The following is a 19,697-nucleotide window of genomic DNA, read 5'->3' on the forward strand; positions in this document are numbered from 1 at the left end:
TTTCGATAACCTCTAGGAGTCCACGAGATGAATATTTCGATGTTCAGTCGTTCGGGTTTGCAGATGAGCGTGGAAGGCGAAGCCTCTTCAGTGCTTTCGTCAACGCCTGTCGGCCAAAAGCCTGCTGACATCGGCCAGGCATTCAACGCGACGCAACGACGCTTTGGTGAAAACTTCGACTGCAGCACCCACGCCGCCGTCATCAAGTTGATGATGATGACGTTCGGTCAACATCCCGCGGGAATGTTCAATGCTCTGGCCCCTTCAGGTAATGGCTATGACATTACGATGAAGGATGACTTCAAGGTTCACCTGTCCCGCCAGGAGGTGGAGCAGGCGACGCAGGCCGCCCGATTCAAGGGCGAGGATCATGCTGCACTGAAAGACGCTAACTTCGTGTTTGCAGCGTTTGTTAAGCGCAAGCAACAGGCAGAGGGTTATCCGACGTTTGAGGCGGCTTTGGCAAAAACCCTGGAGGGCGAGACGATCCAGCGGTGTTTGCAAGGGATGGGGGTGTTCGGCCTTGCTCAGTTTGTGCCGTCGAGTGACATGGAGGCGAAGGGGACGATGGGCCTCATGGGCACCCACAGCCGCGGCGCTGCATTGGTCATGGACGGTGTGGCCCATCACCCCCGTGAACAGCGCAAGGTCGATCCGGGCTATGGATACGTATTGTTCGACGACAAGCAATGGCCGGCCGTCGATGGCAAGCGGGTTTCTCATGTGGCCACTGGCACGCGGCCCGAGCACATCTGGGCCGGGTTTTATCAAGGGGGTGAAGGCAATTGCGTCACGGTGTCGGCGATCAAGGCGGCCATCATTCGGTTCGGGCAGGACCCTCAAGGGATCTACAGGCAAATCCAGCTCACCCCGCAGGGATTTGACGTGGTCATGCGTGATTCCTTTCGGGTGCACCTGACCCATGAAGAGCTGCGCCAAGCCACGGCCGCCTCGAACTTTCACGGCAACAACCCGCAGTTGTTGAGCTACGCCAACTTCCTGTTTGCCGTCAGTGCCAAGCGTGCGCAATGGGAGAACAACGATTTCCGTGCGCGGCAGAGTTATGAGGTGGCGCTGCAGACGCTCAACGATGGTGAGTTTCCGGGCGAGGCGCTTCGTCGTCTTGGATTGTTTGGCTACATCCGCGAAAGCAGCGTCGACGAGCTGCTCAAGGGGGCCGTGGGGACCCTGGCGGACAGTCATCATTCGGTCGCGGTGATCGACGGCGCACTCGACTTCTACGGCCAAAAGCGCGAGCTGGCGTCATCGCGCTGGATGAATACCGGGCTGCGCGCGTTGAAGCTGGCGTGAGAGCTACTCCAGTAACTGCCTGAATCCTTCGATGGGTAACGGTCGACTGTGCAAATAACCCTGGAACAAATGGCATCCCAGCTTTTGCAGGAATGCCAGTTGTTCCGGGGTTTCCACGCCTTCGGCAATCACCTCCAGGTTCAAGCTGCGGGCCATGGCGACGATAGCGCGGATGATTTCTGCGTCGTTGGGGTCATGGGTGGCGTCGCGCACGAAGGATTGGTCGATCTTCAGCGCATCCACGGGCAGGCGCTTGAGGTAGGTCAGCGACGAATAGCCGGTGCCAAAATCATCCATGGCAAAGCTCACCCCGAGTTTTTTCAGGCGCCGCATCTTGCTGATGGTGTCCTCCAGGTTCTGGATCACGATGCCTTCGGTGATTTCCAGCTTCAGCAGACTGAAGGGCAATTGATGCTGCTTGAGGCTGTGTTCCACCCGTTCCACGAAGTCATTCTGGCGAAACTGCCGTGGGCTGATGTTCACGCACAGGCTGAAATTCAGCGGGTCCACCAGGCCATCGGCGATCAATTGTTGAAACGCCGCACAGGCCTCATCAAGAATCCAGGTGCCCACTTCGAGAATCAGCCCGCTGTCCTCTAGCACCTTGATAAATTCCGACGGTGACTGCGCGCCCAGTTGCGGATGCTGCCAGCGGACCAGGGCCTCGGCACCGACGATCTTGTTGCCGCGCGCGTCCACCTGGGGTTGGTAATGCACGCTGAACTCGCCCCGTGACAGGGCCAGGCGCAGGTCGGTTTCCATGCGCAGCCGCTCGCTGGCGGTTTTCTGCATGCTGTTGTGGAACATCTGCGTGGCGTTGCGTCCCGAGTCCTTGGCGCGGTAAAGGGCGATGTCGGCGCGCTTGAGCAGGTCCGCCGGGGTCGACCCATGGTCGGGAATCAGCGCCATCCCGATGCTGGGCGTGACCTGCAGGCGGTGGCCATCGAGAAACATCGGCTGGGAGAGCAATTCGCGCAGGGTGTCAGCCAATTCCTCTACCTGGTCACCGACTTCCGTGCGGGTGCCATCCAGGCCGCTGAGCAGCACCACGAATTCGTCGCCGCCCAGGCGCGCCACGGTGTCTTCCATGCGCACGCTGGCTTCCAGGCGCGCGGTGACGATTTTCAGCACGGTGTCGCCCACCGGGTGACCGAGGGAGTCGTTGATGTGCTTGAAGTGGTCGAGGTCAAGGAAGAGCAGCGCGCCGCGCAGGTTATGGCGCTTGAGCAGGGCGATCTGCTGGCTCAGGCGGTCCATCAGCAGCGCGCGGTTGGGCAGGTTGGTCAGCGGGTCGTGGTAGGCCAGATGGCGAATCTGCGCCTGGGCGCTTTTGAGCAGGCTCACGTCGCGGGCGGTCAGCAGCAGGCACGGGGTTTCATTGAGGGTGATCGGCTCCACCGACACTTCCACTGCCAGCACGTCGCCGCGCTTGTTGTGCCAGAGCATTTCCAGGTGATGGATGCGCCCTTTGATTTGCAGTTCGGCCAGGAGTGCCGCCCGCTGGTTTTCATCGGCCCAGATGCCGATCTGGTACAGCGTCAGGCCGATGGCTTCTTCGGCGCGGAACCCGGTCAGGCGACAGAAACCGTCGTTGACCTCCACATAACGGCCGGTGTCGCGCTCGGTGATGGAAATCGCGTCGGGGCTGGAGTGGAAGGCCTTGGCGAACTTCTCTTCGCTGGCCTTCAGCGCCGCCTCCGAGCGCTGTTGCTGGGTGATGTCGCGCAAGGTGGTGACGATGCACGGCTGGTCGCCGACCTTGATCAGCCGGCTGGAAATCACGCAGGTCAGGGCCTGGCCATTCTTGTGGTGGACCACGATGGCCACGTTGCTCAGTGCCTGTTCGCGAATCACCTGTTCGATACGTTGCAGGCGCTTGCTCGATTCGTCCCACAGACCGATCTGCTCGGCGCTTTTGTCGATGACCTCGGCTGCCGTCCAACCAAAGGTCTGAGTAAAGGCCGGGTTGATCTCGATAAACGCGCCGCTGTCCAGGCCGGTGACGCAGATAGGGTCGGGGCTGGCCTGGAACAGGCTGGCGAATTTCTCTTCGGAGGCAGTCAGGCGTTGTTCGCGCTCGACCTGGTCGGTGATGTCCAGCAAGGTGCCGGCCATACGCAGCGGCGCACCCTGGTCGTCGCGATAGAGACGCGCGCGGCTTTCCAGGTAGCGCGATGTGCCATCTTCCAGTTGCACGCGGTAAGTCAGTTGGTAGTTGCCGGCCGGGCCCTCGCGCAGGGTGCGATAGGCGTTGCGCATGTTGTCGCGCTCTTCCTTGGGCATGCCCTCGAAGAATTCGTCGAAGGGTTCATGGAACGGTACGGCAGGCAGGCCATGCAACTGCGCGGCGCGGGCCGAGCCATAGAGCATGCCGCTGGGAATATGCCAGTCCCAGGTGCCCAGTTGCGCCGAGTCCAACGCCAGATCGAGGCGCTCCTGGCTGTCCTTGAGGGCTTGTTCGGCATTCTTGCGTTCGGTGGTGTCGACAAAGGTGCTGATCAGGTAGGCCTCGCCTTCCAGTTCGACCTTCTGCGCACTGAGGGTGCCGTCGTGGATCTGGCCGTTACTGGCGCAGAACTGCACATCCATGGTGATCGGTTCGCCCTTGCGCTGGGTGGCCTTGACCAGTTGCGCGCGTTGCTCGGGGTGGCACCACAGGCCCAGGTCCAGGGTGGTGCGGCCGATGGCGTCGGACAGGGGCCAGCCAAAGTGCATCTCGAAATACTGGTTGGCTTCGCTGATCAATCCGTCGGACTGGCGGGTCAGCAGCACCATGTTCGGGCACAGGTGAAACAACGTGGCGAAGCGCTTTTCAGAGTGGCTGAGGGCGTGCTCTCGCTGGCGCTGGCGGGTGGTCTCGCGGATCACGCCAATCATGCGGCGCCTGCCGGCTTTGTCGGGTGCCAGGCTGCCGTTGATTTCCAGCCAGTGATCAGTGCCATCCGGCCACTGGATATGGTGATGCATGGCCTGCTCGAACGGCTCGCCCGCCAGCACGGCATGGAACGCGCGCACCACACGACTGCGATCCTGTGGCGCCAGCAGGTCGAGGTAATCAATGTCCTTGGGGAGCGGTTGGTGGGGATCGAAACCGAACAGCGCCTGAGTACCGCGTGACCAGCTGATGCGCCCGGTATCGATTTCCCAGCACCACGCCCCCAGCCGCGCGGCGTTGAGGGCTGCCAGCAATTGCGGAGCGCTGTCCCAGCTTTGTTCCGCCTCTTGGGGGTCAAGGGCGTAGATGCGAGGCAGTGGCGGTACGGGGTCGACGGGATTGCGCATTATCAAAGGGCCTTGGCTCAATGGGCGTTCGTCGCGGTGGGGTTCAGGCCTTGAGGTCGCACAGCTTCATGCCGGAATCCCTGGCAGATCGACCTGTGCATCCAAAAGGCTCATGAAAGCCCGCGCAGCATTCGAAAGCGTCCTTTCAGTGTGCACGATATAGCCTAGCTGGCGACTGAGTTGTATGCCCGGCAAAGCGATACTTGCCACCTGATCGTCGAGCATGGTGCGCGGTAATACGCTCCAAGCCAAGCCGATGGACACCATCATCTTGATAGTTTCCAGGTAGTTCGTGCTCATTGCGATGTTCGGCGTCAGGCCCTGGGCTTCGAACAGCCGGCTGACGATATGGTGGGTGAAGGTGTTGCCACCGGGGAAAACCGCCGGGTGCCCGGCGATGTCCACCAGGTTGACCGAACCGTTGCTGGCCAGGCTGTGCTCCGGCGCCACCACGAAATCCAGCGGGTCGTCCCAGACCGGGGTGGCGCGCACCAGGTTGTGGGGATCGGGCGCCAGGGTGATCACGGCCACTTCGGCGCGGCCGTGGAGGATTTCTTCGTAGGCCACTTCCGAATCAAGAAACTGAATATCCAGTGCCACATTCGGATATTGCCGGGTAAAGGCGCGCAGGATCGGTGGCAGGCGGTGCAGGCCGATATGGTGGCTGGTGGCCAGAGTCAGGCGGCCGCTGACTTCGCCGGTGAGGTTGGTGAGGGCGCGGCGGGTGTCGTCCAGCACATTCAGAATCTGATAAGCGCGCGGCAGCAGGGCGCGTCCGGCTTCGGTCAGGCCGACTTCACGGCCCAGGCGGTCGAACAAACGGACTTTTAATTGCTGCTCGAGGCCGGCAATACGTTTGCTGATGGCCGGTTGCGTCAGGTGCAGGCGTTCGCCGGCACCGGAGAAACTGCCGGTCTCGGCGATGGCGATAAAGGCGTTGAGGTTGGCCAGGTCCATTGTTGTATTCCAGTTGGTAATCCAAAGTATAAAAAATATGAATTTGAGTTATTTAATGTAGCGCCATACCATCAGCCTCACAAGCCAAAGGGTTATTGAATGTCTCAAGACCCGGGGCATAGAAATACCGCTGATGAGGACCGATTGATGGCCGGCAAAACGCTTTACGACAAGCTTTGGGATTCCCATGAAGTGAAACGGCGCGACGATGGCTCGTCGCTGATCTATATCGACCGTCACATCATCCATGAAGTGACCTCGCCCCAAGCGTTCGAAGGCCTGCGGCTGGCCGGGCGCAAGCCTTGGCGCGTCGACTCGATCATCGCCACCCCGGACCACAACGTGCCGACCACCCCGGAGCGCAAGGGCGGGATCGAAGCGATTGCCGACCAGGTGTCGCGTTTGCAGGTGCAGACCCTCGACGACTACTGCGACGAATATGGCATCACCGAATTCAAGATGAATGACGTGCGTCAAGGCATCGTCCACGTGATCGGCCCGGAGCAGGGCGCCACCTTGCCCGGCATGACCGTGGTCTGCGGCGACTCCCACACCTCCACCCACGGTGCGTTCGGCGCCCTGGCCCACGGCATCGGTACTTCCGAGGTGGAACATGTGTTCGCCACCCAGTGCCTGGTCGCCAAGAAAATGAAGAACATGCTGGTACGCGTCGAAGGCCAATTGCCGTTTGGCGTGACCGCCAAGGACATCGTGCTCGCCGTGATCGGCAAGATCGGTACCGCTGGCGGTAACGGCCATGCCATCGAATTCGCCGGCAGCGCCATCCGCGACCTGTCCATCGAAGGCCGCATGACCATCTGCAACATGTCCATCGAAGCCGGTGCCCGCGTGGGCATGGTGGCGGCGGATGAAAAAACCGTTGAGTACGTCAAAGGCCGTCCGTTCGCCCCGAAAGGCGCCGACTGGGATGCCGCCGTCGAGGCCTGGAAAGACCTGGTCTCCGACGCCGATGCCGTGTTCGACACCGTGGTTGAACTGGATGCCACCCAGATCAAGCCGCAAGTCAGCTGGGGCACTTCGCCGGAAATGGTCTTGGCCGTCGACCAGAACGTGCCGGACCCGGCCAAGGAAACCGACCTGGTCAAGCGCGGCTCCATCGAACGCGCCTTGAAATACATGGGTTTGAAAGCCAACCAGGCGATCACTGATATTCAGTTGGATCGCGTGTTCATCGGCTCTTGCACCAACTCGCGGATCGAAGACCTGCGCGCCGCGGCGGTGATCGCCAAGGGCCGTAAAGTCGCCTCGACCATCAAGCAGGCCATCGTGGTACCGGGCTCGGGTCTGGTCAAAGCCCAGGCTGAAGCCGAAGGCCTGGACAAGATCTTCCTCGAAGCCGGTTTTGAATGGCGTGAGCCGGGCTGCTCCATGTGCCTGGCGATGAACCCGGACCGTTTGGAGTCGGGCGAGCATTGCGCGTCGACCTCCAACCGTAACTTCGAAGGGCGTCAGGGCGCCGGTGGCCGTACCCACCTGGTCAGCCCGGCCATGGCCGCAGCCGCTGCCGTCAACGGTCGTTTCATCGACGTTCGCGAATTGATCTGAGGAATACCCGATGAGAGCTTTTACCCAACACACAGGTTTAGTCGCGCCGTTGGACCGTGCCAACGTGGACACCGACCAGATCATCCCCAAGCAGTTCTTGAAGTCGATCAAGCGCACCGGCTTCGGCCCCAACCTGTTCGACGAGTGGCGCTACCTGGACGTGGGCTACGCCTATCAGGACAACTCCAAGCGCCCGCTGAACAAGGACTTCGTGCTCAACGCCGAGCGTTACCAGGGTGCCAGTGTGTTGCTGGCCCGCGAAAACTTCGGTTGCGGCTCCAGCCGTGAGCATGCGCCGTGGGCCCTGGAAGAATATGGCTTTCGCAGCATCATCGCGCCGAGCTACGCCGACATTTTCTTCAACAACAGCTTCAAGAACGGCCTGTTGCCGATCATCTTGACCGACGAAGAAGTCGATGAACTGTTCAAGCAAGTGGAAGCCGAGGTGGGCTACCAGTTGACCGTCGACCTCGCCGCGCAGACCGTGACGCGTCCGGACGGCAAGGTGTACCACTTTGAAGTGGATGCCTTCCGCAAGCACTGCCTGCTCAACGGCCTGGACGATATCGGCCTGACCTTGCAGGACGGCGACGCGATTGCCGCGTTTGAAGCCAAGCACCGGGCGAGCCAGCCCTGGTTGTTTCGCGACGCATAAGATGATGTAACTCGGGACCGTCGCTATCGGGGGCACGCTCCCTCCCACAGGGGAATGCATTCCAAATGTGGGAGGGGGCTTGCTCCCGATGAGGCCAGTATCAACCGCACAAAATCCAAGGGATTCACCATGACCACTACCGCCCACACCCAAGTCGTGCAAAAACAATTCGGCGAGCAAGCCTCGGCCTACCTGAGCAGTGCCGTGCACGCCCAGGGCACCGAATTCGCGCTGCTGCAGGCCGAACTGGCCGGGCAGGGCGCTGCACGACTGCTGGATTTGGGCTGCGGTGCCGGTCATGTCAGTTTCCACGTGGCGCCGCTGGTAAAAGAAGTGGTGGCCTACGACCTGTCCCGGCAGATGCTCGACGTGGTCGCCGCCGCTGCCGTGGACCGTAACCTCGACAACATCCGCACCGTGCATGGCGCCGCCGAGCGCTTGCCGTTCGCCGATGGTGAATTCGACTTCGTGTTCAGCCGCTATTCGGCGCACCATTGGAGCGACCTGGGCCTGGCCCTGCGTGAAGTGCGCCGGGTGCTCAAGCCTGGCGGCGTGGCGGCATTCGTCGATGTGTTGTCGCCAGGTAGCCCGCTGCTGGACACTTACCTGCAAACCGTCGAAGTGCTGCGCGACACCAGCCACGTGCGCGACTATTCCGCCGCCGAGTGGATGCGCCAGCTCAGCGAAGCCGGTCTGCATGTACGCAACAGCAGCCGCCAGCGCCTGCGCCTGGAATACACCTCGTGGGTCGAGCGCATGCGCACGCCGCAGGCCTTGCGCGCCGCGATCCTCGAGCTGCAGCAGGCGATGGGCCAGGAAGTGCGCGATTACTACGAGATTCAGGCCGACGGCACGTTCAGCACCGACGTGCTGGTGGTGTGGGCCGAGCGCTGATTAATTTTTCCCGACCTGCCCGCGGGCGGGTCGCTTGATGAAATGAGGAACCCATGAGCAAGCAGATTCTGATTCTCCCTGGCGACGGTATTGGTCCGGAAATCATGGCCGAAGCGGTCAAGGTCCTGGAAGTGGCCAACACCAAGTACAGCCTGGGCTTCGAATTGACCCACGACGTGATCGGCGGCGCCGCCATCGACAAGCACGGCGTGCCCCTGGCCGATGAAACCCTGGCACGCGCCCGTGCCGCTGACGCCGTGCTGCTGGGCGCCGTGGGTGGCCCGAAATGGGACAAGATCGAACGTGACATCCGCCCTGAGCGCGGCCTGCTGAAAATCCGCGCGCAACTGGGCCTGTTCGGCAACCTGCGCCCGGCGATCCTGTACCCGCAACTGGCCGACGCGTCGAGCCTCAAGCCGGAAGTGGTGGCCGGCCTGGACATCCTGATCGTGCGTGAACTGACCGGCGGTATCTATTTCGGCTCGCCACGTGGTGTGCGTGAGTTGGAGAATGGCGAGCGTCAGGCCTACGACACCCTGCCGTACAGCGAAAGCGAAATCCGCCGTATCGCGCGTGTCGGTTTCGACATGGCCCGCGTGCGCGGCAAGAAGCTCTGCTCGGTGGACAAGGCCAACGTGCTGGCTTCCAGCCAACTGTGGCGCGAAATCGTCGAAGAAGTGGCCAAGGACTACCCGGACGTCGAGCTGAGCCACATGTACGTCGACAACGCCGCCATGCAACTGGTGCGTGCACCGAAGCAGTTCGATGTGATCGTCACCGACAACCTGTTCGGCGACATCCTGTCCGACCAGGCCTCGATGCTCACCGGCTCCATCGGCATGCTGCCGTCGGCGTCCCTGGACACCCACAACAAGGGCATGTACGAGCCGTGCCACGGTTCGGCGCCGGACATCGCAGGCCTTGGCATTGCCAACCCGCTGGCGACCATTTTGTCGGTGTCGATGATGCTGCGCTACAGCTTCAACCTGGGCGAAGCGGCCGATGCGATCGAGAAGGCCGTGAGCCTGGTGCTGGACCAAGGGCTGCGCACCGGCGACATCTGGTCGAAGGGTTGCACCAAAGTCGGTACGCAAGAAATGGGCGACGCAGTAGTCGCCGCGCTGCGGAATCTGTAATCTCTCGTGCCCGCTTGCAGTTGTTGCTGCAAGTCGGCCCACTTTTTAACAAGGTGTAGTTGCGATGAAACGTGTAGGTCTGATCGGTTGGCGCGGTATGGTCGGTTCCGTGCTCATGCAGCGGATGCTGGAAGAGCAGGATTTCGATCTTATTGAGCCGGTGTTTTTCACCACTTCTAACGTAGGTGGCCAAGGGCCTTCCGTGGGCAAGGATATTGCCCCGCTCAAGGATGCCTACAGCATTGAAGAGCTGAAAACCCTCGACGTGATTCTGACCTGCCAGGGTGGCGACTACACCAGCGAAGTCTTCCCCAAGCTGCGTGAAGCCGGCTGGCAGGGTTACTGGATCGACGCCGCGTCGAGCCTGCGCATGCAGGACGACGCCGTGATCGTCCTCGACCCGGTCAACCGCAAGGTCATCGACCAGCAACTCGACGCCGGTACCAAGAACTATGTGGGCGGCAACTGCACGGTCAGCCTGATGCTGATGGGCCTGGGCGGCCTGTTCGAAGCCGGCCTGGTCGAGTGGATGAGCGCCATGACCTATCAGGCGGCCTCTGGTGCCGGCGCGCAGAACATGCGCGAACTGATCAAGCAGATGGGCGCGACCCACGCTGCTGTCGCCGATCAGCTGGCTGACCCGGCCAGCGCGATCCTCGATATCGATCGCCGGGTGGCCGAAGCCATGCGCAGCGATGCCTACCCGACCGAGAACTTCGGCGTGCCATTGGCCGGTAGCCTGATCCCTTGGATCGACAAAGAGCTGCCTAACGGCCAAAGCCGCGAAGAGTGGAAGGCTCAGGCCGAGACCAACAAGATCCTCGGTCGCTTCAAGAGCCCGATTCCGGTGGATGGCATCTGCGTGCGTATCGGCGCCATGCGCTGCCACAGCCAGGCGCTGACCATCAAGCTGAACAAAGACGTGCCGATCGCCGATATCGAATCGCTGATCAGTCAGCACAACCCCTGGGTCAAGCTGGTGCCGAACAACCGCGAGATCAGCATGCATGAGCTGAGCCCTACCAAGGTCACCGGTACCCTGAATGTCCCGGTGGGCCGTCTGCGCAAGCTGAACATGGGCAGCCAGTTCCTGGGTGCGTTCACCGTCGGCGACCAGCTGTTGTGGGGCGCGGCCGAGCCGCTGCGCCGCATGCTGCGGATTCTGCTGGAGCGTTGATCGCCTGAGGCGCAACGAGAAACCCGCGACTGGTGACAGGCGCGGGTTTTTTGTTGGCTTTCAGGAAGGCATCGGGAGCAAGTCCCCTCCTACAAGGCCTCGCCCAATTGCCTCACCCCCAGCCACCCGGTAAAGTGCCGCTCCCCCCGTAATGCCCGAGGCAGCCCCCATGACTCAGACCTTTGAAATCGCCGTGATCGGCGCCACCGGCACTGTTGGCGAAACCCTGGTGCAGATCCTCGAAGAGCTGGATTTTCCGGTGGGCACGCTGTATCTGCTGGCGGGCAGTAATTCCGCCGGCGCATCGGTGCCGTTTCGCGGCAAGAATGTGCGGGTGCGCGAAGTCGATGAGTTCGATTTCAGCAAGGCACAGTTGGCCTTTTTTGCCGCAGGCCCTGCGGTGACCTTGAGTTTCGCACCGCGCGCCACGGCTGCCGGCTGTTCGGTGATTGACCTGTCGGGTGCCTTGCCGGCTGATCAAGCGCCCCAGGTGGTGCCGGAAGCGAATGCCCATGTACTCGACGGTCTGAAAAAACCATTCCAGCTCAGCAGTCCGAGCCCCTGCGCGACTCACCTGGCAGTGGTCCTTGCGCCGTTGCGCGGTTTGCTGGACATCCAGCGCGTCAGCGTCACCGCTAACCTGGCGGTATCGGCCCAGGGCCGTGAAGCCGTCAGCGAACTGGCCCGGCAAACCGCCGAATTGTTGAATGTGCGCCCGTTGGAGCCGCAGTTCTTTGATCGGCAGATGGCCTTCAATCTGCTGGCACAAGTCGGCAAGCCGGACGCCCAGGGCCATACCGAACTGGAGAAAAGACTGATACACGAACTGCGTGCCGTGCTGGAAACTCCTTTGCTAAAGATTTCCGCAACTTGCGTTCAAGCCCCGGTGTTTTTTGGCGATAGCCTGACTGTGTCACTGCAATTGGGCGCGCCGGTCGACCTTGCCGCCGTCAATCGTGTGCTTGATGCCGCACCGGGTATCGAGTTAGTGGAAGAGGGCGATTACCCGACGGCCGTGGGCGATGCAGTGGGCCAGGATGTGGTGTATGTCGGTCGGGTTCGGGCGGGGGTGGATGACCCGGCGGAACTAAATCTGTGGCTGACGTCAGATAACGTACGCAAAGGCGCCGCGCTCAACGCTGTGCAACTGGCGCAGTTGTTGATAAAAGGCCTTGCGTAAAAGATACTTGGCGGCAATTTGTAGATTGATTCTAGCCAGGCGCTATGCTTGGCCCCAAGCAGGAACAGAAGCGTGTCGGTGACCTATCGGCTCGCCATGCCTTATGGCAGCGGTTACCAACCTTCTCGCAGGCCGGGGAGTGTTCAGACAAAGGATGAGGCTATGGTTCAAGTTCGCAAACTGGTGTTAGCAATAGCGGCCGCCTCGGCGCTGTCCTCCGGTATGGCGCAGGCGCTGCAGCTGGGGGAGATGACCCTCAAGTCGAAGTTGAACCAGCCATTGTCGGTGGAAATCGAATTGCTCGATGTCGGTGGCCTCACGGCTGCCGAGATCACGCCGAGCCTGGCCTCGTCCCAGGCGTTTGTGGATGCTGGCGTCGACCGCCAAGCGTTTCTCAATGATCTGACCTTCACCCCGGTGGTCAACCCCAATGGCCGCAGTGTGGTGCGTGTTACCTCCAGCAAGCCGCTGCCCGAGTCCTATGTACGCTTTTTGTTGCAGGTGCAATGGCCCAATGGGCGCCTGATGCGCGACTACAGCGTATTGCTCGATCCGTCTAAATTCGACTCGTCGGCACCGGCCGCCGTCGCGCCGCGCCTGGCAGCCCCGGCCAGCACCACGCCGTCCGCCACCGCGCCGACTGTGAGCAAGCCCGCCCAGTACACCACCACTTCCCGCGATACCTTGTGGGAAATCGCCGCCAAGAACCGCAATGGTGCTTCGGTGCAACAGACGATGCTGGCCATCCAGGCGCTGAACCCTGACGCGTTTATCGACGGCAATATCAACCGCCTGAAGACCGGTCATGTCTTGCGCCTGCCGGACACCATACAAAGCACTGCGCTGTCGCAACCCAAGGCGATTGCAGAAGTGAGTGCGCAGAACACCGCCTGGCGCCAGGGCCGCCGTGCCGCGACCAAACAAGCTACAGGTAAGCAGCAACTGGATGCCACCAAGCGCACCAGGGCCGGTAATGCGCCGGTGAGCACCAACGGCCAGGACAACTTGAGCCTGGTCTCCGGCGACGCCGCCAGGAAGGGCAGCAAGGGCAAGGCCGCTGATGGCAAGGCCTTGAGCGACAAGCTGGCGATGACCAAGGAACAGCTCGACACCACCCGTCGTGACAACGAAGAGTTGAAAAGTCGCGCGGCGGACCTGCAGAGCCAGCTGGACAAGCTGCAAAAACTGATTCAACTGAAAAACGATCAGTTGGCCCGTTTGCAAGCCGAAAAAAGCGCGCCTGCCCCTCAAGCGACGGCGGCGATGCCCGCTCAATTGGTCGGCGAGCCGGCAGCCAGTCCCACCGCGCCTGCTCCTGCGCCGACTGCGCCCGAGCCGATCAAGCCGGATGCCACGCCCGCCACCACTGAAGGCAAATTCAACGACCTGCTGACCAACCCGATCGTGCTGGGCGTGATCGGCGGCGCGGCAGGCCTGCTGGTGTTATTGCTTCTGTTGCTGTGGGCGCGTCATCGCAATGCCCGTCGCGCGGAAGAAAAACACTTGCGTATGGCGCGAGCCTTGGCTGAAGAGCCGGTATTCACCTCGAATATCGATCAAGACCTGCCACCGGATAGCTTCGAAGGCCTCGAAGTACCGCCACCGAACGTCAAGCTGGCGGCTGCGCCCGCACCCGCTCCAGCGCCTGAGCCGGCTGTGGCGGCTGTGGCGGCGCCGAGCGTCGCCTCCGTACTCGCGCCGCCGGCTGCGGCCGTAGTCCCGCAAAGCGCCAACGATGCGCTTGCACAAGCCCAGTCCCATATTGATCGTGGCCACTTGAACCAGGCTGCCGACGTGCTGGAGCAGGCGATCAAGCACGAGCCCGCGCGCAGCGACCTGCGTTTGAAACTGATGGAGGTCTACGGCCTGCAAAGTGACAAGGACGGCTTCGTCACCCAGGAGCGTCAGTTGGTGGCCAACGGTGAAAACCATGCCCAGGTCGAGCAGCTCAAGAGCCGCTTCCCGGCCATGGCCGTACTGGCGGCAGGTGTCAGTGCCGCTGTCGCCGCTGCTGCCCTTGACGCGCAGTACGTCAAGAATCTGATGGAAGACAAGCCCGCTGCGCCTGAGCCGGAAGCCTTTGACACCGATTTCGATCTGAGCCTGGACGAGTTGGAGGCGGCTTCTCCGGCCGAAATCAAGGGCGACCAGCAGACGTTCGAATCGCTGCTTCAACAGCAGACCGAAGCCAAGGCCAGTGCGGATGACTTGTCGGACTTCGACCTGGACCTGCAGCTGGATGCCCCGGCGTCGACGCAATCGGACGAAGACTTCCTCTCGGGCCTTGAAGATCCGGTGAAAGATGTGCCCGCCGTCGAGCCGCCGACCCTGACCCCTGCGGCGCTGGACGACTTCGATCTGCCGGAAGATTTCGACCTGTCCCTGGCGGATGAGCCCGAAGCCGCCAAGCCTGACGCTTTTGCATCGGAGCTGGGCGACGTCAACGCCGAGCTGGACCGTCTTTCCCAGAGCCTGGAAAGTCCTTCCATCGAACCCTCCTTTACCGCTGAAGACGCGGCGCTGGGAGGGGATGAGCCGGAGTTCGACTTTCTGTCCGGCACCGACGAAGTGGCGATCAAGCTCGATCTGGCCCAGGCCTACATCGATATGGGCGATGCCGACGGTGCGCGGGACATTCTCACCGAAGTGCTGACCGAAGGGAGTGAAGTGCAGCGTGGCGAGGCCAAGGAAATGTTGAGCCGCTTGGCTTAATCGTTCATCGTGAACATGGCGGCGACCTTCGGGTCGCCGTTTTGCTTTACGCACAGCAAACCATGGCGTCCGGGGCTCGCCGCCTTATAATGGCCGCCTTCGCGCAACTCATCAGGCTCTCAGTTCTTGGCAAATATAGATAACCCGGCTGCCGAAATGGCCGCTGCAGGCTTTTACCGCATCGCCCTGGGCGTGGAATACAAAGGTTCGCGCTATCGCGGCTGGCAGCGCCAGGCGTCGGGTGTGCTGACGGTACAGGAAACCCTGGAGAACGCCCTGTCGAAAGTCGCTGACTCACCCGTGTCTTTGATGTGTGCCGGGCGTACCGATGCCGGTGTGCACGCGTGTGGCCAGGTGGTGCACTTCGATACCCAGGCCGAACGTTCGATGAAAGCCTGGGTGATGGGCGCCAATATCAATTTGCCCCATGACGTCAGTGTCAGTTGGGCCAAGGTCATGCCTGCGCACTTTCATGCACGCTTCAAGGCCATCGCGCGGCGTTATCGCTATGTGATCTATAACGATCAGATCCGTCCGGCGCATCTCAACGAAGAGATCACTTGGAACCACCGCCCGCTGGATGCCGAGCGCATGGCCGAGGCCGCGCAATATCTGGTGGGTGTGCATGATTTCAGCGCCTTCCGGGCGGGGCAGTGTCAGGCCAAGTCGCCGATCAAGGAAGTCCACCACTTGCGGGTGACCCGTCACGGCAAGATGATTGTGTTGGATATCCGCGCCGGAGCGTTCCTGCACCATATGGTGCGCAACATTGCCGGCGTGTTGATGACCATCGGCACCGGCGAGCGTCCGGTGGAATGGGCCAAGGAAGTGTTGGAGAGCCGCATTCGTCGCACTGGCGGGGTGACGGCTCATCCGTTTGGCCTGTACCTGGTGGATGTGGAGTACCGCGACGAGTTCGAACTGCCGGATCGTTTCATCGGGCCTCACTTCCTCACCGGTTTCAGCGAACTTGGCGGCTGACGCCCGGAAAAGCTTTTGTTACCATCCGGGACTTTCTCGGTTCAACCCCTGAGGTTTCTACGATATGTCAGCCGTTCGCAGCAAGATTTGCGGGATTACCCGCATAGAAGACGCGCTGGCGGCGGTCGAGGCGGGGGCTGACGCCATCGGTTTGGTGTTTTATGCCAAAAGCCCGAGGGCGGTGAATGTGATGCAGGCACGGGCGATCATCGCCGCGTTGCCGCCGTTCGTGACCACTGTGGGCTTGTTCGTCAACGCCAGCCGTTGCGAACTCAACGAAACCCTGGATGCCGTACAGCTGGATCTGCTGCAGTTTCATGGCGACGAAACCCCAGATGAGTGTGAAAGCTACCAGCGCCCGTACATCAAGGCGCTGCGGGTCAAGGCCGGGGATGATATCGCTGGCGCCTGCCATGCTTATGGCAGCGCACGCGGCATTCTGTTGGATACCTACGTCGAAGGCGTACCTGGCGGGACGGGCGAAGCCTTCGATTGGTCGCTGATCCCTGCGGGGCTGAGCAAGCCGATCATCCTGGCCGGTGGGCTCAACGCCGCGAACGTTGCGGCGGCGATCGAACAGGTTCGACCGTATGCGGTGGATGTCAGCGGCGGGGTAGAGCAGGGCAAGGGCATCAAGGATCACAGCAAGATTCGCGCATTTATGCAGGCCGTGCGCAACAGCAGTGGCGGGATGTGACGGCGGGCAGTCTGCCGCCGTCCATAACTACCACTGTGTAAAACAGCCCGGCGCCGCCTGTGGGTGGCCCGGAAACGAAGTGGCAACCCTGCGCAGCAGGTTGTCTGGAAGGCTGAGGAGGCATGCGGGAAATGGCCGGTCGAACGTCTGACCCCGTCCAGCATGCGTCATCGCCACATATGAATTTGAATTTAGCTCAAGGGCATACGCGGGGCTGTGTTCAAGCCACCGGTACTGGAGAAAGAAAGCATGAGCAACTGGTTAGTAGACAAACTGATCCCTTCGATCATGCGTTCCGAGGTGAAAAAAAGCTCGGTTCCTGAAGGTCTGTGGCACAAGTGCCCATCCTGCGATGCGGTGCTGTACCGCCCAGAGCTGGAAAAGACCCTGGACGTTTGCCCCAAGTGCAACCACCACATGCGTATCGGTGCCCGCGCCCGTATCGACATCTTCCTCGACGCCGAAGGCCGCAACGAGCTGGGTGCCGACCTGGAGCCGGTTGACCGTCTCAAGTTTCGCGATGGCAAGAAGTACAAGGATCGCCTGACCGCTGCGCAGAAACAGACCGGTGAGAAAGACGCGCTGATCTCCGTCAGCGGCAAGCTGCTGGGCATGCCTGTGGTGGTCTCGGCGTTCGAGTTCTCCTTCATGGGTGGTTCCATGGGTGCCATCGTCGGTGAGCGCTTTGTGCGCGCTGCCAACTACGCCCTGGAAAACCGTTGCCCGATGATCTGCTTCGCCGCCTCCGGTGGTGCGCGCATGCAGGAAGCCCTGATTTCCCTGATGCAAATGGCCAAGACCTCCGCGGTTCTGGCGCGTCTGCGCGAAGAGGGTATCCCGTTCATTTCCGTGCTGACCGACCCGGTCTATGGCGGCGTTTCCGCCAGCCTGGCAATGCTGGGTGACGTGATCGTCGGCGAGCCGAAAGCCCTGATCGGTTTTGCCGGCCCGCGTGTGATCGAGCAAACCGTGCGCGAAAAACTGCCGGAGGGCTTCCAGCGCAGCGAGTTCCTGCTGGAGCACGGCGCGATCGATTTGATCATCCCGCGCGGCGAGTTGCGCCCGCGCCTGGGTAAACTGCTGGCGCAAATGATGGGTCTGCCGACGCCGGCATATGTCGCGCCTAGCGTCGAGCCGATCGTGGTGCCGCCGGTGCCTGCAAACCTATGACCCAACGGACCCTGGGCGAATGGCTCGCCTACCTTGAGCAGTTGCATCCGTCCGCCATCGACATGGGCCTGGAGCGCTCGCAACAGGTAGCGGCCCGCCTTGGGTTGGGGCGTCCGGCACCCCGTGTGATCACGGTGACCGGCACCAACGGCAAAGGCTCGACCTGCGCCTTTGTCGCTGCGCTGCTGCAAGCCCAAGGGCTGGCAGTGGGTGTGTACAGCTCGCCGCACCTGCTGCGCTATAACGAGCGGGTGCAGCTCAATGGCGTGGAAGCCACTGACGAGCAACTCTGTGAAGCGTTCGCGGCCCTCGATGCGGGGCGCGGCGACATTTCCCTGACTTACTTCGAAATGGGTACGCTGGCTGCCTTCTGGCTGTTCGAGCGTGCACAGCTGGATGTGGTCGTTCTGGAAGTCGGCCTGGGCGGTCGCCTGGACACGGTCAACGTGGTGGATGCCGACCTGGCGCTGGTTACCAGCATTGGTGTCGATCATGCCGACTACCTGGGCAATACCCGCGAGTCCGTGGCCTATGAAAAGGCCGGGATCTTCCGTCAGGGCAAGCCCGCGCTGTGCGGTGACGTGAATCCGCCGCAACCGCTGCTGGACAAGGTGCGTGAGCTGGAGTGTCCGTTTTTTCTGCGTGGCCGCGAATTCAATCTCGAGATCGGTGAGCGCAACTGGCAATGGCACGGACGCGATGCGCGCGGCCAGGCTGTCGCGCTGCATGACCTGCCGCTGTTGAACCTGCCAATGGAGAATGCCGCGCTTGCGCTGCAAGCCTATCTGTTGCTGGATCTGCCGTGGAATGCCGAGCAGATCGCTGCGACATTGCTGGCGACCCGTGTTGTGGGGCGCCTTGATCGTCGTGAATTCGACTGGCACGGTAAGCGTTTGAGCCTGCTGTTGGATGTGGGCCACAACCCCCATGCGGCCGAATACCTGGCGCGACGCCTGTCGCGTACGCCGCCTGTCGGGCGCCGCCTTGCCGTATTCGGTTTGCTGGCCGATAAGGATCTGGATGGCGTGGTTGCGCCGTTATTGGGCTGTGTCCAGGCTTGGGCGGTAGCGCCGCTGCAGACGCCGCGCAGTCGTCCGGCTGCCGAACTGGCGTCGGCATTGCAGAGCCTTGGTGCGTCGGTGACGTCGTATGCAAGCGTCACGGCGGCCCTGGAGGCTCAGTGTGCGGTCGCTACGGCGGAGGACGAGATTCTGTTGTTCGGATCATTTTATTGTGTTGCCGAGGCGCTCGAGTGGTTGGCCCGGCGCTCCACGGAGGAAGCTGCACATGGCATTACTGGATAGCGCATACAAGCAGCGAATGGTTGGAGCCCTGGTTCTGGTGGCATTGGCGGTGATTTTTCTGCCGATGCTGTTTTCCCGCCAGGACGAACAGCGCCAGGTGGTGGTCGAGGCGCCCGCAGCGCCCCAGGCGCCGGCAGTACCACAGGTGCAGGTTGAGCCGGTAGTGGTGCCTGAGCCCCAGGCGTTGCCGGAAGAAGAGCCTGTGCCTGGCGATGATGAAGTGGCTGCGCAACAGGCGCCTTCGAAGCCTGTGCAGCCGAGTGTACCGGTGGTCAAGCCGGCTCCCGCTGCGCCTGCCGTTGCCGCAAAACCCGCTGCGTCGGCGCCTGCGCCCAAGCCTGTCGCGCCACAACCTGCCGCACCGGGCAAGCCGGACGTGGGCCAGAGTCGCATCGATCCCAATGGTCTGCCGATCAGTTGGTCGATCCAGTTGGCCAGCCTGGCGAGCCGTGAAAGTGCCGATGCATTGCAGAAAAAGCTGCGGACCCAGGGTTATAACGCCTATATCCGCAGTGCAGATGGCAAGAACCGGGTATTTATCGGGCCGCTGATCGAGCGTGCCGAGGCTGACCGTCTGCGGGATTTGCTGGATCGCCAGCAGAACCTGAAGGGCTTCGTCACCCGTTTCCAGCCTGAGCGCGGCTGACGGGGCGTGGTGCCGAGCGGGTGCAAATC

The 19,697-nt window shown here is 61.7% G+C and carries 15 protein-coding genes; 13 read left to right on the forward strand and 2 right to left on the reverse strand.

Features of this window, described 5'->3' with window-relative positions:
* Positions 1-27 precede the first annotated feature (27 nt).
* A complete protein-coding gene (locus tag BLR63_RS02760; RefSeq protein ID WP_010566978.1) occupies positions 28-1,311 on the forward strand; it encodes a hypothetical protein in 1,284 nt (427 codons plus the stop codon).
* Between the two features lie 3 nt (positions 1,312-1,314).
* On the opposite strand, the gene BLR63_RS02765 is transcribed toward BLR63_RS02760, so the two are convergent.
* Together BLR63_RS02765 and BLR63_RS02770 are read right to left on the reverse strand one after the other, a co-directional pair.
* A complete protein-coding gene (locus BLR63_RS02765; RefSeq protein WP_010566979.1) occupies positions 1,315-4,593 on the reverse strand; it encodes a sensor domain-containing protein in 3,279 nt (1,092 codons plus the stop codon).
* Positions 4,594-4,659: 66 nt separating this feature from the next.
* On the reverse strand, positions 4,660-5,550 hold the full coding sequence (locus BLR63_RS02770; RefSeq protein ID WP_010566980.1) for a LysR family transcriptional regulator: 891 nt from the start codon (positions 5,548-5,550) through the stop codon (positions 4,660-4,662).
* Between the two features lie 147 nt (positions 5,551-5,697).
* Between BLR63_RS02770 and leuC the strand changes: the two genes are divergently transcribed.
* The 12 genes from leuC (at position 5,698) to BLR63_RS02830 (ending at position 19,668) form a co-directional block, all read left to right on the forward strand.
* Positions 5,698-7,116, forward strand: a complete 1,419-nt coding sequence (gene leuC / locus BLR63_RS02775; protein WP_010566981.1) for a 3-isopropylmalate dehydratase large subunit — start codon at positions 5,698-5,700, stop codon at positions 7,114-7,116.
* Positions 7,117-7,126: 10 nt separating this feature from the next.
* Positions 7,127-7,771 carry a 3-isopropylmalate dehydratase small subunit gene (gene leuD / locus BLR63_RS02780; RefSeq protein ID WP_010566982.1) on the forward strand — a complete coding sequence of 215 codons (645 nt, stop codon included), beginning with the start codon at positions 7,127-7,129 and terminating at the stop codon, positions 7,769-7,771.
* 129 nt (positions 7,772-7,900) lie between these two features.
* Positions 7,901-8,665 carry a class I SAM-dependent methyltransferase gene (locus tag BLR63_RS02785; RefSeq protein ID WP_010566983.1) on the forward strand — a complete coding sequence of 255 codons (765 nt, stop codon included), beginning with the start codon at positions 7,901-7,903 and terminating at the stop codon, positions 8,663-8,665.
* Positions 8,666-8,718: 53 nt separating this feature from the next.
* The gene (gene leuB, locus BLR63_RS02790; RefSeq protein ID WP_010566984.1) at positions 8,719-9,801 is read left to right on the forward strand and encodes a 3-isopropylmalate dehydrogenase; all 1,083 of its coding nucleotides are present in this window, start codon (positions 8,719-8,721) and stop codon (positions 9,799-9,801) included.
* Positions 9,802-9,865: 64 nt separating this feature from the next.
* Positions 9,866-10,978 carry an aspartate-semialdehyde dehydrogenase gene (gene asd / locus BLR63_RS02795; RefSeq protein ID WP_010566985.1) on the forward strand — a complete coding sequence of 371 codons (1,113 nt, stop codon included), beginning with the start codon at positions 9,866-9,868 and terminating at the stop codon, positions 10,976-10,978.
* 169 nt (positions 10,979-11,147) lie between these two features.
* Entirely contained in the window at positions 11,148-12,158 is a 1,011-nt protein-coding gene (locus BLR63_RS02800; protein WP_010566986.1) for an aspartate-semialdehyde dehydrogenase, read from the forward strand.
* Positions 12,159-12,320: 162 nt separating this feature from the next.
* Positions 12,321-14,870 (forward strand): FimV/HubP family polar landmark protein, encoded by a 2,550-nt coding sequence (locus BLR63_RS02805; RefSeq protein WP_010566987.1) that lies wholly within the window; start codon positions 12,321-12,323, stop codon positions 14,868-14,870.
* Between the two features lie 156 nt (positions 14,871-15,026).
* Complete coding sequence (gene truA, locus BLR63_RS02810) at positions 15,027-15,851, forward strand: tRNA pseudouridine(38-40) synthase TruA (protein WP_010566988.1); 825 nt, start codon at positions 15,027-15,029, stop codon at positions 15,849-15,851.
* Between the two features lie 64 nt (positions 15,852-15,915).
* Positions 15,916-16,548, forward strand: coding sequence for a phosphoribosylanthranilate isomerase (locus BLR63_RS02815; protein ID WP_010566989.1), 633 nt, complete (start codon positions 15,916-15,918; stop codon positions 16,546-16,548).
* A 249-nt stretch (positions 16,549-16,797) separates the two neighbouring features.
* Positions 16,798-17,718: an acetyl-CoA carboxylase, carboxyltransferase subunit beta gene (gene accD, locus BLR63_RS02820; protein WP_010566990.1), complete on the forward strand. Its 921-nt coding sequence runs from the start codon at positions 16,798-16,800 to the stop codon at positions 17,716-17,718.
* Entirely contained in the window at positions 17,715-19,022 is a 1,308-nt protein-coding gene (folC, locus tag BLR63_RS02825; RefSeq protein WP_010566991.1) for a bifunctional tetrahydrofolate synthase/dihydrofolate synthase, read from the forward strand. Before accD ends, folC begins: the two co-directional genes overlap by 4 nt.
* Entirely contained in the window at positions 19,006-19,668 is a 663-nt protein-coding gene (locus tag BLR63_RS02830) for an SPOR domain-containing protein (protein ID WP_010566992.1), read from the forward strand. The genes folC and BLR63_RS02830 overlap by 17 nt, the downstream gene beginning before the upstream one ends.
* Positions 19,669-19,697: the final 29 nt, after the last annotated feature.

Origin of the sequence: Pseudomonas extremaustralis (genome assembly GCF_900102035.1) — a bacterium.
Classification (GTDB): Bacteria; Pseudomonadota; Gammaproteobacteria; order Pseudomonadales; family Pseudomonadaceae; genus Aquipseudomonas; species Aquipseudomonas extremaustralis.

Bases quoted from the DNA above. Each gene is read 5' to 3' on its own strand.
- BLR63_RS02760 (WP_010566978.1), top strand. From the start codon at position 28: ATGAATATTTCGATGTTCAGTCGTTCGGGTTTGCAGATGAGCGTGGAA.
- BLR63_RS02765 (WP_010566979.1), bottom strand. From the start codon at position 4,593: ATGCGCAATCCCGTCGACCCCGTACCGCCACTGCCTCGCATCTACGCC.
- BLR63_RS02770 (WP_010566980.1), bottom strand. From the start codon at position 5,550: ATGGACCTGGCCAACCTCAACGCCTTTATCGCCATCGCCGAGACCGGC.
- leuC (WP_010566981.1), top strand. From the start codon at position 5,698: ATGGCCGGCAAAACGCTTTACGACAAGCTTTGGGATTCCCATGAAGTG.
- leuD (WP_010566982.1), top strand. From the start codon at position 7,127: ATGAGAGCTTTTACCCAACACACAGGTTTAGTCGCGCCGTTGGACCGT.
- BLR63_RS02785 (WP_010566983.1), top strand. From the start codon at position 7,901: ATGACCACTACCGCCCACACCCAAGTCGTGCAAAAACAATTCGGCGAG.
- leuB (WP_010566984.1), top strand. From the start codon at position 8,719: ATGAGCAAGCAGATTCTGATTCTCCCTGGCGACGGTATTGGTCCGGAA.
- asd (WP_010566985.1), top strand. From the start codon at position 9,866: ATGAAACGTGTAGGTCTGATCGGTTGGCGCGGTATGGTCGGTTCCGTG.
- BLR63_RS02800 (WP_010566986.1), top strand. From the start codon at position 11,148: ATGACTCAGACCTTTGAAATCGCCGTGATCGGCGCCACCGGCACTGTT.
- BLR63_RS02805 (WP_010566987.1), top strand. From the start codon at position 12,321: ATGGTTCAAGTTCGCAAACTGGTGTTAGCAATAGCGGCCGCCTCGGCG.
- truA (WP_010566988.1), top strand. From the start codon at position 15,027: ATGGCCGCTGCAGGCTTTTACCGCATCGCCCTGGGCGTGGAATACAAA.
- BLR63_RS02815 (WP_010566989.1), top strand. From the start codon at position 15,916: ATGTCAGCCGTTCGCAGCAAGATTTGCGGGATTACCCGCATAGAAGAC.
- accD (WP_010566990.1), top strand. From the start codon at position 16,798: ATGAGCAACTGGTTAGTAGACAAACTGATCCCTTCGATCATGCGTTCC.
- folC (WP_010566991.1), top strand. From the start codon at position 17,715: ATGACCCAACGGACCCTGGGCGAATGGCTCGCCTACCTTGAGCAGTTG.
- BLR63_RS02830 (WP_010566992.1), top strand. From the start codon at position 19,006: ATGGCATTACTGGATAGCGCATACAAGCAGCGAATGGTTGGAGCCCTG.